The following is an 18,131-nucleotide window of genomic DNA, read 5'->3' as shown; positions in this document are numbered from 1 at the left end:
AACAACTAAACCACAATATATGTTATTAAAATGAAATGTATGCCTATTTTTTTGATTACCAATCAATCAGATTAATCTAGAAATCTTTTTCGAATTTCCGGTGAGGGTAAACGGCAACTTTCCTTTTTACCAAACCACTTATATCTCCGCTTAGCAATAAATTGATACATCTTATCTCTGATCGGTTTTGGAATGATACTGAAGGCAGCTATTAGTTTCCACATTCCCCTTAATTGTTGCAATACTTTAATTACAGCAGTTGATTGATCATAGGCACGATCATCTTCTATATATATAAAACTATCAGTTGCAGGATCTATTTCATGTTTTCTTAATAGAGATTGCCCGTTTTCACCTTGTAAGGAGGCAAAATAAAAATCACCCTGATGGTCCCTCTTCAATATAAACTGCACACTCTGATCACAAAAATTGCATTCCCCATCGAATAATATAATTTTACTCAAAATGATCGCCTCCTTTTCTTGCAAGTATAACAGGCTGACTATCAAACGAATAAGAATCTGTTCGAGTGGACTTTTTTCACCATAGTGTTTTTGCTTTTTCTAGCCCCTCTAGACTAATTGGGTAGCGCTGCATTTGTGGTGGACAAATCGAATTGTATTTTTTAATTTTTTCATTAATGGTGGCAATATCTTGTTTACTTTGTGCTTGATGTACAAGCACTGCGATTTCCTTTTGAAGTGTTAACCATGGAGGTAAGTAACCAGCATCCTTGGCAACTTTTTGGAAGTTTTGAAAAATATCCCTCTGTAGATAGCCTTTAGGAAGTGGTTTACCTTGTCCTGGCAGTGGCGTAGATTTTTTGCTTTTTAACATATCACCAATTAAATCATTACGTTCATCCAAAAATAACACACCCCTTGTGTTTTTTCTTTCAAAACCAATATATAAGTGATTACTAGTTTCTTCTGATTTACTTCATATCAAATAAATACTATGTTATCATGCAAAACTGGCGCCATTTTTCCCACTCTTGGTCAGTGAGTTCCACACCAGTTAGTTTAAGCGCGGCAATTGCAAAAGCAGCAAAGGATGTTCCTTTAGCCGTAATTATGCGATTACTTACTTCAATTGGTTGTCCTGTATAGAAGCTTGATTCAAAGAGTGATTGATACTTATCATAAGTATGTGCTAAACAAGTGAATTGCTCACCAGACAATATACCTGCTTTTCCGAGAATTAATGCCGATGCACAGATAGATGCAATCGGAATACGTGAATGGAATGCTGATTGAATTTGCTGAATTAACCATTTATTATTCAGTAGCTCGTTATCAATTCCATCACCACCGGGGATTAAAATAAAATGGTAATCATTTATATTCAGATTTTCTAATGAGACATCAATTGCTGTTTTTAAACCACCAATACTTGTGACTGGCGATCCATCAACCGTTGTAGTAACAATTTCCATTTTTGCGACTTTTCGAAGTAAAAATAAACTATGACTAATTTCAAAATCAGCGTATGCCGGGAATAATATGACCAATGCTTTCATAAGCTATCCCCTCTCTAGCCTCATATGTAGTAGGTCTTGAAATTGTTCAATTATATGATTTTTGTCTATCACTTCTCCAAAACCGTAACTCGCATACACAAAAGGTATCCCGGCATATTTTGCAGCTTCTCTATCTCCATCTGTATCGCCAATATAAATGGGAGACTGTAGATTGTTTCTCTTTATAATGAGTTGTATATTTTCCCCTTTAGATAATCCAGTTCTTCCTGGGTTTTCAAAGTCCTGAAAATATTTTTCCAATCCATGTGCTTCGTAGAACGCTTCAATATAACCTTCTTGGCAATTACTTACGATGAACAATTGATAGGTCTTAGCCAACTCTGACAAGGTTTCCTCTACTTTTGGGTATAGTGTCCCTCCATAGTTCCGGATATGTTCTAGTTCCTCTTTGCTAAGATCTTCTAATAACGATTCTCTTTTCTCCTTACTTAAATAAGGGAACAGTCTTTCCATAATTTCATGCATTCTTAGCCCCATTGTTGCTTTTAAATCTGCTACTGTTAACTCTTTCTTCACTTCTGCATCTTCTCGAATAACGATATTCCATGAATCAGCAACTGTTTTTCTAGAATCCCATAACGTGCCATCTAAATCAAAAATAAGGCTATCTACCATCATTTCTTCCTACCTCTCTAAGTAGTAATAAAGTCGATTGTTCATTTCCTTTGTTAAATAACGATACTGATTGATATTGGTATCCTCAAATGCTTCCTGTCTATTAGAAATAACAGGCTTATAATCAATGGCAGGATCGAATTGGCTAACTGTAAAATCTATATAGTTATCTCCTATTTTATTGTAGAAATGCCACAACTCGCCGATCAATGTTTTCACAATTTCTCCACCTAAATATTCTTGAACAACTAAGGCTGTGACACCACATTGTCCTAAAGCAGGATTCTCCATCTTCCATTTTGTGCTCGTTTCAATCCCCCATGACTCTACCAGTGCTAATCCTAAATAAGATATATCCATAATGACCTCTCTATATTGATTCATTCTTTATTCTAACACTACTCAACAATCCATATCCATTCATATCCAACCTCTATTTATATAAAGCAAGCTTAAGAAAACATGTCACTAAATTCAATATAAAGAAGGAATTTACTCTTTTCAAAATAAAAAGCCATTCTTTATGAACGGCTTAAAAGAACAGCATATCCTACTCTACAACAAGTTCCATTTTATAAATTTCTTCTAAGGTTTTACCTTTCGCTCTACGTAAAACTTCTATTCTTGCATGTAACTGCTTCAGCATAAAAGCTCTGCTATCTGCTAATTTCACCCCAAATGGGTTAACTTCTTCAGGCATTTGATTAATTGCCTCGGCAATTGGCATGAGATGATGAAGTTTATTCATAATATAATCAAACATAGAGTCATCTTCAGTAATAAGACGTTGTAGCAAAAAAGTGCCGAAGCCAATATGTCTCGACTCATCTCTTTTAATATAAGATATCCCTTCAAGTAAGCCTGGTAATTTTTTTAAGTCTTGTAGGTTTTCATAGAAATTCCAATACCCTGTTTCCGCCAATATACCCTCAACAAACATATTGTATACAACTGCTGCATCAGCTATTGTTTGTGGAGTCTGATCTACCAATAGCTTTTCCATCGTTTGCGGAAGGATCTCATCAAACACATTTAAATATGCTTCAGAATGATAATTATTCAAATCTCTTTCTATACCTACTTCTTTTAAAAACAAATGAAAGAAATCTGTATGTTTTGCTTCCTCAAAAAGAAAGGTCGTTAAATACATTTCTTCTTCAAATTGACCTTGTTTTGATATCGCATAAATCAGCGGCAGAATATCTTTAGTTACAGCCTCTTCAGCGCTATAGAACAAAGCAACTAGTCTGAGTATCGAATCCTGTTGTTCTTTTGATAAAGTATGCCAATCTTTCTTATCTTGACTAAAGTCAATGTCACGAGGGTCCCACACACCAAATTTCTTTGCCTTTTCGTACAATTTAAACGGGAGAGATTCACGATTAATACCACGCTTACTTTTCGATACATAACTCCTCATTTATACTCCTCCTTAGAAATGATTGATATCTTTTTCTTATAAGAGATATTACACTATTAACAATTATCTCCTTTTATAAAAAGACTTTTTAAAAAAAATAGGAGATATAGAGGAGAGAATAGCTATGAAAATCGAATCATTAGTAGTTGAAGACTGGGAATCAGTAAAAGAGATCTACCAACAAGGGATAGATAGCGGCTTAGCTACTTTCGAGCAGGAAACATCAAACTGGCATAACTGGCATGAGAAACATTTACCTTATGCTCGTTTAGTTGCTAAAGATGGACAGCAAGTGGTTGGCTGGGCTGCCCTCACTCCTTATTCGAATAGAGAGGTATATAAGGGCGTTGCGGAAATAAGTATTTATATTCTCAATGGATATCAAGGAACAGGGATTGGCTCAATATTATTATCAAATTTAATCATTGAAAGTGAGAAGCATGGAATCTGGACTTTGCAAGCCAGTATCTTTCCACAAAACCATGCAAGTCTCTCTTTACATAAAAAACACGGATTTCGCCAAGTAGGAATCCGTGAGAAAATCGCCAAGCATGTAGACGGATGGAGAGATGTGATTCTTTTAGAAAGAAGAAAGAAAGATGAGTGAATTCAACAGCTTATGGAAAATAATTAAATTACACAGAATCCTTCTGTCGATCTAGCTCCTTTTAAAAACCTCAAGCTATCGATATACATTTTATTTATGCCCATAGCATCCTCTACTTTGCTTGTAATCTTGGCATATAAACACGACTTGTGCATGTTCTCTGCCTGTCTTTTGCGCGTTTACATAATTTGCGCACAGTTCTCTGCCTTTTTCTTTTGAATTGTGCGCGTGTACACTACTTGCGCGCAATTCTCTGCCTTTTTCTTTTGTCTTGTGCGCGTATACATTACTTGCGCGCAATTCTCTGCCTTTTTCTTTTGTCTTGTGCGCGTATACATTACTTGCGCGCAATTCTCTGCCTTTTTCTTTTGTCTTGTGCGCGTATTCACTACTTGCGCGCAATTCTTTGCCTTTTTCTTTTGTCTTGTGCGCGTATTCACTACTTACGCGCAATTCTTTGCCTTTTTCTTTTGTCTTTTGCGCGTATTCACTACTTACGCGCAATTCTTTGCCTTTTTCTTTTGTCTTTTGCGCGTATTCACTACTTGCGCGCAATTCTCTGCCTTTTTCTTTTGCCTTGTGCGCGTATACATTACTTGCGCGCAATTCTCTGCCTTTTTCTTTTGCCTTGTGCGCGTATTCACTACTTGCGCGCAATTCTCTGCCTTTTTCTTTTGTCTTGTGCGCGTATTCACTACTTGCGCGCAATTCTTTGCCTTTTTCTTTTGCCTTGTGCGCGTATACATTACTTACGCGCAATTCTCTGCCTTTTTCTTTTGTCTTTTGCGCGTATTCACTACTTGCGCGCAATTCCCTTCCCTTTCCTTATCATTTGTGCGCGTATACGTTACTTGCGCGCAATTCCCTCCCTTTCCTTATCATTTATGCGCGTATACGTTACTTGCGCGCAATTCTTTTCCTTCTCTTTTTGTTTTCTGCGCGTATTCACTACTTGTATCTGTCTCCGTGTGTGCCTGCTAATCTGATTGGTCACATTCTGCAAATAACTGATCGACTTTTAAATTTCGAGAATTTTTGTTATTAAAATAAAAAAGCAATGACCTCACTAATCAATCAGTTGAAGTCATTGCTTTTCATTTTTATTTTTTTCCTAAGAAATCTGAAAGGGATTCTGCTTTTTGATTTTTCCTTCTTTTAATCAGCAAATAGATGACAAACAAAATAACGAGTACTATACCAATTGGAACAAGATATTGGTTTAGTATTGGTTTTACATCTGACCAATTTTCGCCTAATTGTACACCTAAGTAAACATAAAAGAATGTAATCGGGGTCATCGCTAATAATGTATATAGTGAGAAAACCCAAGGATTCATTTTTGCCATCCCACAAGGGACAGAAATCACTGTTCTCACCCCTGGAAGAAAACGAGCAGAAAAAGCAACAAATGCCCCGTGTTTAGCAAAAAACGCATCCGCTTTCTCTAAATTCTCTGGGGACATAAAAAAATACTTGCCGTACTTCTCTAATATAGGTCTACCACCGTAACGACCCACTGCATATAATGTAAGCGGGCCGACAACACCACCTAAAGAGCCGGCAATGACTACACCCCAGAATAACATGTCTCCTTCAGACACCCAAAAACCAGCCAATGGTAAAACAACTTCAGCCGGAATAAATTCGATACAAAGAGCAAGAAAAATACCTATATATGATAAATCTTTAAACCAATTTACAAGATCTAATATCAATTGTTCCATCCTATACCTACCTTTTATTTATAAACTGTTTATCATGCTGTAAACAATGTCCTATTCTTTTCACCAATACCATATTATAAGAAAAAAGAAAGAAAGGGAAGTAAGAACCTTATTCCTTAATTAGAAATAAAGAAATGGTAGGTTTTCCTTCCAAGAAAAAATAAAGCTCTTAATGGCCATAATAGAATCTCAGGGATCCACAAGACGATTTCAAATAAAACATCCCAAATGGATTCTTTCTTCTTTTTGCTCTTTTTTCTTTTGATCAACCTCATTAATCAAACACCCTCCCATCATAATGATGTACGAATCCCACAAGTGAAAGTTTCAACTTCTAACCATTTATTACAATTTTCACAAGAAAACCCTTATTACTTACTATTTAATTTCCATAGTCTTATATTTTTCACCACTTAAATTCATTAGTGAGATAAAGTGTTAGAAATTACATACTTCCTATGATATATGTAGGTTTGTCTACTTCTTTTAATCATCAGAAAGTGTATAATTTTGTAGTATAATCTAAATAAATATATTTTTTTTAGAGTTCATCACATAGTTTTTTCCTCGTAATACCCTTATAATTTTCAAAAAAGTTAATCAACAAGGAGGGTATATATGAGCGCAATTCCAAAACAACAAGCACCTTTACCTGCTAAAAAGAAATTAACTGATCGATTCCTCGATAGCATTGAAAGAGCAGGAAATAAATTACCAGATCCTATCACACTATTTGTAATCATGTCAGGTATGATACTTATTTTATCTTTTTTACTTGCTAAGATTGGTGTTTCTGCTACTGACCCTAGTTCTGGAGAACCGATAGAAGTAATTAATCTTCTCAACCGAGCAGGGATAGAACAGATTCTCACCAATATGGTTAGCAATTTCACCACCTTCGCTCCACTAGGACTAGTACTTGTCACTATGCTTGGCGTAGGCGTTGCAGAAGCCACTGGTCTTATACAACTTGTTATGAAAAAATCAGTTTTAAGTGCACCTAAGAAGCTCATCCTTCCAGTCGTTCTTTTTACAGCAATTGTGGGTGGCGTAGCCGCTGATGCAGCATTTATTGTATTCCCACCTATTGCTGCACTTATCTTTATGAGTGTCGGCAGAAGCCCGCTAGTAGGTTTAATTGCTACGTATGCTGCAGTTGGTGGTGGTTTTTCAGCTAATATTCTACTAAATTCACTTGATGTATTGTTAGCTGGTATTACCGAACAAGCTGCAAAAATGGTCGATCCTAATTATATCGGTAATCCGACAATGAACTATTATTTCTTGATTGCCTCAACCTTTCTACTCGTTGGACTAGCTACGTGGGTAACCGTTAAGTTTGTCGAACCACGATTTAGTAAATACGATGGTAAAGTAGAAGCGATTGCAGAAATTACAAGCGCTGAAAAACGGGGATTAAAATGGGCTGGTATCACAGTTTTTGCTTATATCGCCATTTTACTTATCGCTGTTATTCCTGAAAATGGATGGTTAAGAGATGCTGAAACAGGTTCTTTTATCAATAGTCCATTTATGTCAGGTATTGTACCGATTATGCTATTCTTATTCTTACTACCAGCTATTGCTTTCGGCATCGGAGCAAAGACGATCAAATCTGATAAAGATGTCGCAGATAAAATGTTCAAATCCATTGCTGATTTAGCTCCATTTATTGTATTGGCATTTGTCGCAGCGCAAATGATTGCTTTCTTTAATTGGAGTAATATTGGTCCTATTCTTGCTATTAAAGGCGCTGAGCTCTTACAAGCAATGAATTTCACAGGATTACCAATGTTAATTGGTTTTATTATTATTTGTGCATTTATTAATCTTTTAATTGCCAGTGCATCAGCCAAATGGGCACTTTTAGCCACTATTTTTGTACCAATGTTTATGTATTTAGGTTATAGTCCAGCATTTACACAAATGGCTTACCGTATTGGTGATTCCATAACGAACCCGATTACGCCAATGCTCGCCTACTTTGCTATTTTATTATCTTTCGCTAGAAAGCATGATAAATCAATTGGGATTGGAACATTAATCTCTGCCCTATTACCTTACTCAATTTGTTTTGCCATCGGATGGATTATTCTGTTCTCCATTTGGTACCTTCTTGGATTACCAGTTGGACCTGGTGACTCAATTTTCCTATAATTATACTATTCAATTATTTAAATCTTTTTGAAAAGAGGCGTTCACGTAATGGAAAAATTATTTGCTTTATTAAAAGAGTACGAAGAAGAAATGATTTCTATCCGCCGGTTTCTACATGAATATCCTGAAATCTCGTATCAAGAAGTGAAAACACCTGCTTATATAGCCGATTATCATGAAAACCTCGGTCATGACGTCCGTACCGGTGTTGGTGGCAGGGGTGTTGTGGCTACGCTTCGTGGTGGAAAACCAGGTAAAACAGTTGCGCTTCGAGCTGATTTCGATGCATTAGCCATTCAAGAAGAAAATGACCTTCCATATAAATCAAAAATCGACGGTGCGATGCATGCTTGTGGCCATGACGGACACACAGCAACTTTACTCGTTTTAGCTAAAGCACTTAATAAAATCCAGGAAGACATTGAAGGAACAATTGTTTTTATTCACCAATTCGCTGAAGAAATTGCCCCTGGTGGTGCAATTTCTATGATTGAAGATGGTTGCTTAGATGGTGTTGACGCCATATTTGGCACACATATTTGGTCAACCTTCCCTCTTGGCACGATACAAGTTAAAGAAGGACCTATTATGGCTGCAGCAGACCAATTCGATATTCTCATCCAAGGACAAGGTGGTCATGGATCTGAACCACATTTAACAAAAGATGCAGTGATGGTTGGCTCCCAATTTGTCGCAAGTGCACAGCAAATTGTTTCTCGCCGAGCGAACCCACTTCATCCAGCAGTCGTCTCAGTTGGTCATTTTGAGGCATTAAACCCTTTTAATGTCATTGCTGATACAGCTAAACTAATCGGTACAGTAAGAACCTTTGATGAGGATACACGTGATTTAATAGAAAAAGAGCTTGATAACTATTTAAGTTCAACATGCCAGCTATTTGGGGCAACTTATGACTACCAATACAAACGGGGCTACCCCGCTGTTGTTAACCATGCAGAAGAGGCAACTTTTATTGCGAATATCTCTAAGGAAATTGAAGAAGTAACAGAAGTAGTAGAATGTGCTCCGCTTATGGGTGGAGAAGATTTCGCTTATTATCTCCAACATGTAAAAGGAGCATTCTTCTTTACAGGGGCACAGGATCCTAATTGGCAAATTACCTATCCCCATCATCACCCACGATTTAATATTGATGAGCGCTCCCTTCTTATCGCAGCTAAAACACTAGGAACAGCTGCTTTAAAGTTTCTTGAAGGAGCAACAACAGAAACAACTCAAGATTCACTAACCAAATAAAAAAATGAACCCAGTCCGCTTCTTTTTTGCGAACTGGGTTCATTTTTTACTTATTGCATAGCATCAATACATTTTCATCAGGGTCAGCAATGAGGAAATAAGCCAAATCACCTACCCATTCCATTTCTTTTACTATTTTTATATCATTTGAGATGACAAATTGATAAGCCTTATCAATATCACTGGTGTACAAATTAAACATCGCATGTGAAGCCGGTTTAAAAACAAAGCTTGGGTCTTTTGTATGATCATCAAGGGTCAATCCTGTTTCACCTGTAACAGGTAAATTAAATACAGGAGATTGAATTTTTTCCTGATTAATTGTTAACCCCATCAAAGTCGCATACCATGTGGCTGAGTACTTTAAGTTCGATACATGAATAAAAACATTATTAATCTTACTATCAATCGTTAAACTCATTAGAAACACCTCCATCTTAGTACGAGCATTCGTTTTACTAAAAATCATATCTTATTATGAGAAATAATCTACCAATATACCGGCAATTATAATCTGCACACCAAATGAAAAATGTACCTTCTGATTGTTAATGCCCGTTCGTTCCAATATAAAAATCACTCCACCTGTTAAGAAGATATAGAGTAAGCTATTGAAAAAGGAACCATTACCTATGAATAGTTGATAGAGTTTAGACATTAGCCCCATCGTCAATAAGATTAAAGGAATTCTAAGCTTCCACCTCATTCCTTTACACCATCTTTCACGAAACAATCTTAAAGCCAGTTCTTATCTTTTTAATAGACTTTTCCTGAATACTTTACTTCTCTTCTCTCCTAAAAAACTCCTTCCCTTTTATTCATGAAGTACCTCAGAATAGATTAAGAATAGCATTGACTTTTTTATCCCTTCTGCTTTTTTAAATCGTAAAGATTGTTGCTTTTATGTAGAAATACTTTGGTATCAACTGGAAATTATTAAAATGACATAAGAAATAAGCAAGTTAAAAATAGAATTCTCATGCCTTTAAATTATAGAAATTTTTAAACACGGTACTATAAGGTAGTATTTGCATTATTTATAGATTTATCGCGGCAGTTTTTTAGATTTCAGCGTCTTCTATTCGAGCTTTTCGCATCGATGAAAGACTAAACCATAATCCGCATAAAATGAGGCCACCTATCGAAATCCATAAAGCTGTTTTGAAACCTAGTCCGTCAGCGAGGGTTCCTCCTAGTGGAGCGCCAATCACGACTGCACTACGGTTGATGGATCGTAGTGTGGCATTCATACGACCTTGGAAATGTGATGGCGTGACATATTGTCGATATCCCATTTCAAGAGGACCTTCAATTCCCATAGCAAAGCCATAAAAGAGCTGGCCTATAATCACAAACATGAGAGCTATGTACGACGAATCGGAGTTGTTAGCTGCTGGAGCTAGAGCCATCAAGATCACTGCTGGGCCATAGAGAATTCGAGAAAAAGCCATTGCACGCCCGATACCAAAGCGCACCCCGGCTCGAGAAGATAGTGAGGTTCCTGCGACAGCACCAACACCTGCAGCGGCAAGGACATACCCTAAGAGTAAGGCATCGAAGCCAAGTTCAATTAAAAAAATGGATACTAGAATCGTCATCGTCATGCTATGAAAGAGAAACCAGGCGTGGGTGTTTAGAGCGAGAGGACGAAGGTATTGGTGTTGATAGACCCATCGCAAACCTTCCTTGATTTGCTGACCAAGTGATCCAGTCTTCACTTTTTTTGAGGTCTGGTGTTTAATTGATGCTATTAATACACTCGAAAACAAATACGATAAGGCATCAAAAAGAAGGGCAAATGGTGCGCCAATCAATGAAACAAGTCCGCCCCCAATGGCTGGACCGCTCGTTTCAGCAACCGCTGAGCTTTGTTCCAATCGTGCATTTGCACGTGTTAATAAAGGACGAGGAACTAATTGTGGCACAAAGGACTGGTAGGCAGAATCATTAAAAAGAGACAAAGTACCAAAGAGCACCAGCAGGAACATGAGTAAGCCAATACTGATTACTTCTGTAATAGACATAAAGCAAATGAAGGTAAGAATCATGCCGCGTCCTATATCTGTTACCACCAATACCGTCTTTCGGTGAAAACGATCAACCAAAACCCCCGCTATTAATCCCAATAGTACATACGGAAGCCATCTAGATGCTGAAACCCAGCCAACATCAACAGCACTGCCTCCCATATTACTAACCACTAATACCTGAAGAGCCAAAGTTGTAATATATGTGCCAAAGCTTGAAGTTGTCGATGCAATCCAAAAACGAACAAAGCTTCTATGCTCCCTTAATTTCATCAGGACTTCACCTCTTTTGCCAAATTATCCATCTTATAAATATAGTAATCTATTCTCGACTTTCAAAAAAGTGTAAACATAGAGTTTTATATGGGACGGGCCTTGGGGGAATTATGGGTTGCCCTCGTTTTTTATGGAACAAAAAGTAAGTTAGCTGAAGAAGGAATGCTAAAAAGGCAATATCATTTATAAGATTTGCTATTTTTAATATAATTTTGTATTCCCTTTTTATTCTCCATACAAGAGTATATGACCTTGCAATGATGACTTACGAGAGCCTTTAGTAATATATCCATAATCAAAACAAATACATTGGAAAAGATGATCAATAATACAGCACTTTTTCTCATCAAAAAGTCTTACTGTATTAATCTACTCTCAACAGGTGAAGAGAGTCTAATCAATGTGGAGGTCTGTCCAAATGACATGGAAGCATCAATAAAGTTTTCCAAAGATTGGACAGAATCAGTTAAAACTTTAATTAAATAATTATATGATCCAGCCAGTTGATGACATTCAATAACACTAGAATGATTTTTGCAAAACTCTACAAATTGTTCACATTTGGTATTGTCGTATAGTATAAAAGCCCTTATGGGTTATTCTACTTTTTCTGGATTAATGATTGCTTTATAGCCAACTATTATCCCTTTTTCTTCAAGCTTCTTAACTCTCTCATTTTTTATATCTTAGCTAGTAAATTGAAGGTAATACTAAGTGAATTTTTGCTGAACAACAACAATCGAAGCGAAAAGAGCCTAAAAAAAGACGAATACTGCTCATTATTTATGTTATAATGACTAGCGACAACTTAAGTCAAATTCCGCTTAGCGGTAGAGGTTCTAGCTAAACCCTCTCAAAAAAACTAAGGAAAAACAGCGCCATTTTCTTAGTGGTGCTGTTTTTCTGTTTAAAAGGAGATTAATTATGAAAAAAAATGAAAAAGCCATTGTCGTATTTAGTGGCGGGCAAGACAGTACTACTTGTTTATTCTGGGCTTTGGAACATTTTACTGAAGTAGTCGCTGTAACGTTTGATTATAACCAAAGGCATGCAATTGAGATTGACTGCGCCAAGGCAATTACAGCTGATTTACAAATTGAACATCATATTTTAGATATGACACTGCTAAATCAATTAGCGCCTAATGCGTTGACACGATCAAATATCGATGTCAAGAATGGTGAAGATGGGGCATTACCTTCAACCTTCGTACCAGGTAGAAACTTAGTATTTCTATCCTTCGCTGGCATTCTCGCTTACCAAATAGGGGCAAGGCATATCATTACAGGTGTATGCGAAACAGATTTTAGTGGTTATCCGGATTGTCGTGATCAATTTATTAAATCATTAAATGTCACTTTAAATTTATCTATGGAAAGGCCCTTTGTCATACATACGCCCCTTATGTGGCTAAACAAAGCGGAAACATGGGCGATGGCTGATGATTTTGGCAAACTTGATTATGTTAGAAATAAAACACTAACTTGTTACAATGGTGTCATTGCAGACGGATGTGGCGAATGTCCTGCTTGTGAGCTTAGAATACAAGGCTTGACTCAGTATTTGCAGGTGAAAATGTCATGAAGGATTTATATGGCTTTCGTATAGTTGAGGAACTCCAGAAAATAGATGAGGATATTCAGAAAGACCAATTAAAATATCATCACAAAAGGGTACTCGTGAGTAAATCCTTTACATTTGATGCAGCCCATCATCTTCATGCTTATGAAGGGAAATGTAAAAATCTACATGGTCATACTTATGAAGTCATATTCGGTATTAGTGGCTTTACTGATGATCGTGGAATCGTTGTTGATTTCGCAAATATTAAGCAACTTTGGAAAGAAGAAATTGAAATTCACCTCGATCACAAATATATTAATGAAACACTACCACCCATGAATACAACAGCAGAAAACATCGTTGTATGGGTTTACGAAAAAATGAAAGAATCACTAATAGATAGCCCGCAAAAACTTAGAGTGGAATATGTCAAACTCTATGAAACTCCTACAAGCTTTGCTGAAGTAAGAAGGGAGTGGATGGAAGATGAGTAAAATACCTGTAATGGAAATATTCGGACCAACCATTCAAGGTGAAGGCATTGTTATTGGCCAGAAAACGATGTTCGTTCGTACTGCTGGATGTGATTACGCTTGTACTTGGTGCGACTCTTCATTTACTTGGGATGGTTCTAGTAAACATTTGATTAAACAAATGACAGCAACAGAAATTTGGCATGAGTTAAAAAACATCGGTGGAGATTACTTTGATTTTGTAACTATTTCCGGAGGCAATCCAGCATTACTAAAAAACCTAGGTGAATTAGTGACGCTTCTTAAAGACAAAAAAGTGCAGACGGCTTTGGAAACACAAGGTAGCAAGTGGCAAGATTGGTTTAAGGATATCGATTTTTTAACATTATCCCCGAAACCACCAAGCTCACAAATGGAAACAGATTTCAATAAGCTAGATGAGATTATTGCTCAACTTGAAGAAAAGCAACCCAATTTAAAAGTTGTGGTCTTTAATGAAGAAGATTTAGCTTATGCAAAAAAAGTCCACTTACGCTATCCAAAACTTTCCTTCTGCTTACAAGTTGGCAACGATGACAGCATGACAACCAATAACGATGTGCTAAGAAGTAACCTACTAGCTAAATATGAATGGTTACTAGAGAAAACAATGCATGATAGTGAGTTTAAAAATATAAGAGTTCTCCCCCAATTACACACATATATATGGGGAAATAAGCGCGGCGTTTAACGATTGTTTTTCTCCTATTTCATATTGGTTCATCTGATGACCCATATGAAATAATGAGGTGAATCCAATGACCAAACAAATCATAAATAGTATCTACCTCGCTTCTATGATTACACATATACCATGGCGCTGGTTAGGTATATATCTGGTGGGGCTACCAGGACTTTGACCTCCTGGATGGACTTCTTGGCCTTTAGACCTCATAAATTACAATTAATTAGACATATACTTTTTTCACCTTAAAATCAAACACGAATGCATTCTACTTAGGGAGCATGTTTTTGCATACCGAACATAGAATGACATTCGTGTTTATTTTTCATTACTATCCTAGCATCACTTTTTCTGCAGCAGACTTACACCTTTCTTGCCATTGCTAACGTAAATCTTCACTATCTAGAGCCTTTCATTTATTTTTATTTTACAAATGCTTTAGTTGATAAAGATCAAGTGCTATTTTCACATTCATACAATCCTCCAATGAATCAAGATTAATATTAAGCTTCTCTTCTATTTGCTGAATGCGATAATAGACTGTATTAGGGTGTAGATGCATCTCTTCGGCTGTTTTCACTGCGTTTTTATCTGTTTGTAAGTATGCGGTAAGCGTTTTTAGCCAATCATTTTTATTTGCTTGTACAATCCCTTCTAAGAATATCATCACAAAAGCAGTAGCATCATCATCTGATACATCGTTTAAGTATCTTCTATACCCTATCTCTCTAAACCCTATGACTTTACTGGAATTTTTTCCTTGCTCAACTAAAAAATCAGGCATGATTTGTACATCTTTAAATGAAATGTCAGCTTGTCTTAATGAATCGACAGGTCGTCCTATATATATTAAATTCGGATGATAATACCGTTGAAGTCTCTCTGACCTCGTTTTTAATTCTTCTTCCCTATTCAATATAGAATCTTTAGAAGTGAGCATCACATAAACCATATCCCTACCTGGAAAACAAATAGTTAGAAAGCGATCCTGAAATACTCTTTTCACCTGATTTTCTATTGAACTAAAGCTCTCTAATACTTCATCATTCATCAACCGTTCGATACCAATAAAGATACACTTGTCTTCGATACTAATCCCATATCTCTTCAAAGCTCTTTGTACTTCTTGAGTAAAGTTATTTTTCAATATATCTTTTAATAATTCTTCTTTTTCCGTGAGTTGATGCTTCATTTGTTCTTGTTGTTTCATTTGTTCAATGGCCATAATAGATGCTGCGTGCTTAAAAGCCAATTCACCAATTAAATCTAATTCCTTCTCCTGTTCAATTACCACCAAAAAACCAATTGTACCGAAAGAAGACATCACCCCGATTGCTTGACCTACCCATTCTTCTTTTTTATAGATATCAAGCAATCTTGGAATACTTAATTTCTTTGCATTTTTCTTTAACCATTCTTTTATATAGAAATGATGATCTTCAGAAGGCGGATAAGATGTTTTCAAGCGGTAAAGTGAATCAAAGTAAAGAATCGATCCGCTGAACTTTTCCGCTAGCTTCTTTACTAAAGAAAATGTACCGTCCCCTTTTAAAGCCACATGATTCAACTCATTATGTAAAGACAAAATGGTTTCTAGTTCTTTTGTTTGTTTTTCCTTTTCTTGAAAAGCTCTAGCATTTACTATAGAAATTGCAATTTGGTGACCGATGGCTTCTAAGAACGCTAAGTCCTCATCACTAAAAAAACCATCGTTTTTAAAATTATCTATCGTTAAAACACCGATTTTCTTATTTTGATGAATCAATGGCACAGACATACAACTTACAGGAATGGCTGCATGTACGGTTGACTCTAAATAATAATGCAAAGTTTGATTACGCATATTTCCCATTGCCTCTTTAATCTTCTCTGCCGTATGAATCATTTTGCTACAACCCTCTTCAAAAACAGAGCCACTAATACCTTCACCTGCTAAAAGCTTATTTTGTAAATACATCTCCTCTTTAAAGTTGTAGGCTCCTTCTATTTCTAAATATTCCATCTCTTCATTCCATATAAGAAAGAAGCCCGCATCGGCCTTGTCTATTGATTCAATAACGGCCTCAATAATTTCTTGTACTAATTTTGTTAAACTCGTATTCGATGTAATATTTCTTGATACGTTGATAAATGTATTTAATCTTTGTTTTATTTTTTCATTTTCATACACAGTTATCATCCTAAATTGTTGTCATCATTTTATTATCATATATAAAACTTATCATCGCAACATAACGATTCATTCCCCTTCATATGTTAGTTCCTAGGAGGTGTATGTGATGAATACATTTAAAATACCAGTTGGTATTCAACCGATTCATATCAAACATGATCGTGTAGATATTTTCAAACCACAAGTATCTTCTTACACGCCACCAGCTGCCCAACAAAAAATGAATCATGCCATATCAGATAGCCTAAATCAATTAATGAAAGAGCAAGGTTACGGACAACCACAAACTGAATTAACTGGTGGATTTGACTTAAAAAACAACCAAAAAGGTGTCTTAAGTTTAACTCTTACAGTTTATTCATACTCAGGGGGTGCACATGGCCTTACTTTTACACGCGGGTTAACATTTAACAGTTTGACTGGTAAGCAATATACACTTGGAGAACTCTTTAAAAAGGATAGTAATTACAAAGTAAGGCTTAACACTCTAATCAAACAGCAGTTGCAGGAAAGAGGTTTAACCACCGACCTTCTCGTACCCTATCCCGGAATCACAGATACACAATCCTTTTATACCGCTGACCTCACATTGGTCATAATCTTTGATGTGTATAGCTTACTTCCATATGTTTATGGGACAATTTATTTCCCAATTTCACTTTATTCTTTGCAAGATATGATTAATGATGAGGGTCCGTTAGGTAAAATGTTTTCTTAAATTAGAAGGAATCCTCAGTTGTACTTTTCTCAAAACTGAGGATATCTCTTCATTTGATAGCCAAAAAGTCAATATTCCCCTAGCTTATATCCATAAAAATGCAGATCGACCGCAAAGATTTCCTCTACTAATGCCTTCGTTTCTTCGTTCAATAAACTATTAACTGTAGGTAAATCTTCATCATAGACAAAACTAATCACTCTGTTTGCATAATCACCCTCTAGCTTCATTCTTGATGAAAAATGATGTGAAGATCGTGCAATCTCATTCATTGGAGAGGCTTTTAGCCCTGCAATTCTTTCTAAATCCATTAATTCGTGTTGTAAATTCTCTAATCTCACATAATGAATAGGTGTCTGTTCCTCTCCAATGGTATATTGAGGTGCAATATGTTTGTCTAATTCATGTATACTTTCGCCGAAAGATTTCAATTTTAAGAGATAGCTTGTAAAGGACATACCTTCTAGAACAGTACTGCCTAATTGTTTAATTAGCCAATCCCCACTCAATGCATGATAAAAGGAACTAACCGCTCTCCTATATGGATTTCTAACAATTTTCACAATTGGTTTTTCACCATTTATAAGTTCCTCTTTTAATTCAACGTCGTAACCTGATCGTTTTCGAAGGACAAATTCACGATAGTTATGCGTCATTTCGACATTCAACTGAGACAAATCCCCAGCAGCTCCAATATGGTACATAAACCACTTATTTACAATTGTGCACCCGTTTTTCGGTACCCATAAGAGAACGTATGGAAAGTTGGTAGAAAAAAGCGGGATATAAAAAGGCATCATCATATTTTTTGCTACTATTTCAGGCATTCTTTTTGTCAATGTTCGTCGAACCCCTTT

Annotated in this window: 21 protein-coding genes and 1 riboswitch; of the genes, 7 read left to right on the top strand and 14 right to left on the bottom strand. The window is 36.3% G+C overall.

Annotated features, from left to right (window positions below; translation table 11 throughout):
* Nucleotides 1-71: 71 nt before the first annotated feature.
* From U9M49_RS13895 to U9M49_RS13870, 6 genes are all read right to left on the bottom strand, one after another.
* On the bottom strand, nt 72-464 hold the full coding sequence (locus U9M49_RS13895) for a thiol-disulfide oxidoreductase DCC family protein (RefSeq protein WP_095370217.1): 393 nt from the start codon (nt 462-464) through the stop codon (nt 72-74).
* A 76-nt stretch (nt 465-540) separates the two neighbouring features.
* A complete protein-coding gene (locus U9M49_RS13890; RefSeq protein WP_095370218.1) occupies nt 541-867 on the bottom strand; it encodes a DnaJ family domain-containing protein in 327 nt (108 codons plus the stop codon).
* Between the two features lie 88 nt (nt 868-955).
* Nucleotides 956-1,519 carry a DJ-1/PfpI family protein gene (locus U9M49_RS13885; RefSeq protein WP_095370219.1) on the bottom strand — a complete coding sequence of 188 codons (564 nt, stop codon included), beginning with the start codon at nt 1,517-1,519 and terminating at the stop codon, nt 956-958.
* Between the two features lie 3 nt (nt 1,520-1,522).
* Complete coding sequence (locus U9M49_RS13880) at nt 1,523-2,158, bottom strand: HAD family hydrolase (protein WP_322910000.1); 636 nt, start codon at nt 2,156-2,158, stop codon at nt 1,523-1,525.
* Between the two features lie 6 nt (nt 2,159-2,164).
* Nucleotides 2,165-2,515, bottom strand: coding sequence for a hypothetical protein (locus U9M49_RS13875; RefSeq protein ID WP_322909999.1), 351 nt, complete (start codon nt 2,513-2,515; stop codon nt 2,165-2,167).
* Between the two features lie 190 nt (nt 2,516-2,705).
* Nucleotides 2,706-3,575 (bottom strand): R2-like ligand-binding oxidase, encoded by an 870-nt coding sequence (locus U9M49_RS13870; RefSeq protein ID WP_289433103.1) that lies wholly within the window; start codon nt 3,573-3,575, stop codon nt 2,706-2,708.
* Nucleotides 3,576-3,699: 124 nt separating this feature from the next.
* Here U9M49_RS13870 and U9M49_RS13865 point away from each other — a divergent pair, with 124 nt between their 5' ends.
* On the top strand, nt 3,700-4,182 hold the full coding sequence (locus tag U9M49_RS13865; protein ID WP_322909998.1) for a GNAT family N-acetyltransferase: 483 nt from the start codon (nt 3,700-3,702) through the stop codon (nt 4,180-4,182).
* Between the two features lie 90 nt (nt 4,183-4,272).
* Here the strand turns inward: U9M49_RS13865 and U9M49_RS13860 are convergent, their stop codons facing one another.
* Nucleotides 4,273-4,992 (bottom strand): hypothetical protein, encoded by a 720-nt coding sequence (locus tag U9M49_RS13860; protein ID WP_322909997.1) that lies wholly within the window; start codon nt 4,990-4,992, stop codon nt 4,273-4,275.
* A gap of 290 nt (nt 4,993-5,282) precedes the next feature.
* A complete protein-coding gene (locus tag U9M49_RS13855) occupies nt 5,283-5,906 on the bottom strand; it encodes a DedA family protein (RefSeq protein WP_251162903.1) in 624 nt (207 codons plus the stop codon).
* Nucleotides 5,907-6,524: 618 nt separating this feature from the next.
* Between U9M49_RS13855 and U9M49_RS13850 the strand changes: the two genes are divergently transcribed.
* Both U9M49_RS13850 and U9M49_RS13845 read left to right on the top strand, forming a co-directional pair.
* Nucleotides 6,525-8,063: an AbgT family transporter gene (locus U9M49_RS13850; protein WP_322909996.1), complete on the top strand. Its 1,539-nt coding sequence runs from the start codon at nt 6,525-6,527 to the stop codon at nt 8,061-8,063.
* 48 nt (nt 8,064-8,111) lie between these two features.
* Entirely contained in the window at nt 8,112-9,320 is a 1,209-nt protein-coding gene (locus U9M49_RS13845) for a M20 family metallopeptidase (protein WP_095370226.1), read from the top strand.
* Nucleotides 9,321-9,366: 46 nt separating this feature from the next.
* On the opposite strand, the gene U9M49_RS13840 is transcribed toward U9M49_RS13845, so the two are convergent.
* From U9M49_RS13840 to U9M49_RS13825, 4 genes are all read right to left on the bottom strand, one after another.
* Nucleotides 9,367-9,741 (bottom strand): VOC family protein, encoded by a 375-nt coding sequence (locus tag U9M49_RS13840; protein WP_095370227.1) that lies wholly within the window; start codon nt 9,739-9,741, stop codon nt 9,367-9,369.
* 54 nt (nt 9,742-9,795) lie between these two features.
* Entirely contained in the window at nt 9,796-10,026 is a 231-nt protein-coding gene (locus U9M49_RS13835; RefSeq protein ID WP_322909995.1) for a hypothetical protein, read from the bottom strand.
* Between the two features lie 355 nt (nt 10,027-10,381).
* The gene (locus tag U9M49_RS13830) at nt 10,382-11,620 is read right to left on the bottom strand and encodes an MFS transporter (protein WP_095370229.1); all 1,239 of its coding nucleotides are present in this window, start codon (nt 11,618-11,620) and stop codon (nt 10,382-10,384) included.
* Nucleotides 11,621-11,979: 359 nt separating this feature from the next.
* A complete protein-coding gene (locus U9M49_RS13825; protein ID WP_322910074.1) occupies nt 11,980-12,204 on the bottom strand; it encodes an Lrp/AsnC ligand binding domain-containing protein in 225 nt (74 codons plus the stop codon).
* 246 nt (nt 12,205-12,450) lie between these two features.
* A riboswitch (PreQ1 riboswitch) is annotated at nt 12,451-12,495 on the top strand.
* A gap of 52 nt (nt 12,496-12,547) precedes the next feature.
* Here U9M49_RS13825 and queC point away from each other — a divergent pair.
* From queC to queE, 3 genes are read left to right on the top strand one after another with little or no spacing between them, the layout of a single operon-like run.
* Nucleotides 12,548-13,207: a 7-cyano-7-deazaguanine synthase QueC gene (gene queC, locus U9M49_RS13820; RefSeq protein ID WP_322909994.1), complete on the top strand. Its 660-nt coding sequence runs from the start codon at nt 12,548-12,550 to the stop codon at nt 13,205-13,207.
* Nucleotides 13,204-13,680, top strand: a complete 477-nt coding sequence (queD, locus tag U9M49_RS13815; protein ID WP_322909993.1) for a 6-carboxytetrahydropterin synthase QueD — start codon at nt 13,204-13,206, stop codon at nt 13,678-13,680. Before queC ends, queD begins: the two co-directional genes overlap by 4 nt.
* Complete coding sequence (queE, locus tag U9M49_RS13810) at nt 13,673-14,389, top strand: 7-carboxy-7-deazaguanine synthase QueE (RefSeq protein WP_095370231.1); 717 nt, start codon at nt 13,673-13,675, stop codon at nt 14,387-14,389. The genes queD and queE overlap by 8 nt, the downstream gene beginning before the upstream one ends.
* Before the next feature lie 421 nt (nt 14,390-14,810).
* On the opposite strand, the gene U9M49_RS13805 is transcribed toward queE, so the two are convergent.
* A complete protein-coding gene (locus U9M49_RS13805; protein ID WP_322909992.1) occupies nt 14,811-16,553 on the bottom strand; it encodes a helix-turn-helix domain-containing protein in 1,743 nt (580 codons plus the stop codon).
* A gap of 109 nt (nt 16,554-16,662) precedes the next feature.
* Between U9M49_RS13805 and U9M49_RS13800 the strand changes: the two genes are divergently transcribed.
* Complete coding sequence (locus tag U9M49_RS13800) at nt 16,663-17,274, top strand: DUF3298 and DUF4163 domain-containing protein (protein ID WP_322909991.1); 612 nt, start codon at nt 16,663-16,665, stop codon at nt 17,272-17,274.
* A gap of 68 nt (nt 17,275-17,342) precedes the next feature.
* Here U9M49_RS13800 and U9M49_RS13795 read toward each other — a convergent pair whose 3' ends face one another.
* Nucleotides 17,343-18,113, bottom strand: a complete 771-nt coding sequence (locus tag U9M49_RS13795) for a sulfotransferase family 2 domain-containing protein (protein ID WP_307318596.1) — start codon at nt 18,111-18,113, stop codon at nt 17,343-17,345.
* Nucleotides 18,114-18,131: the final 18 nt, after the last annotated feature.

Source organism: Cytobacillus sp. OWB-43 (genome assembly GCF_034651445.1).
In the GTDB taxonomy this organism is placed as follows: domain Bacteria; phylum Bacillota; class Bacilli; order Bacillales; family Cytobacillaceae; genus Cytobacillus; species Cytobacillus kochii.
This window is presented reverse-complemented; position numbering and strand designations above follow the sequence as displayed.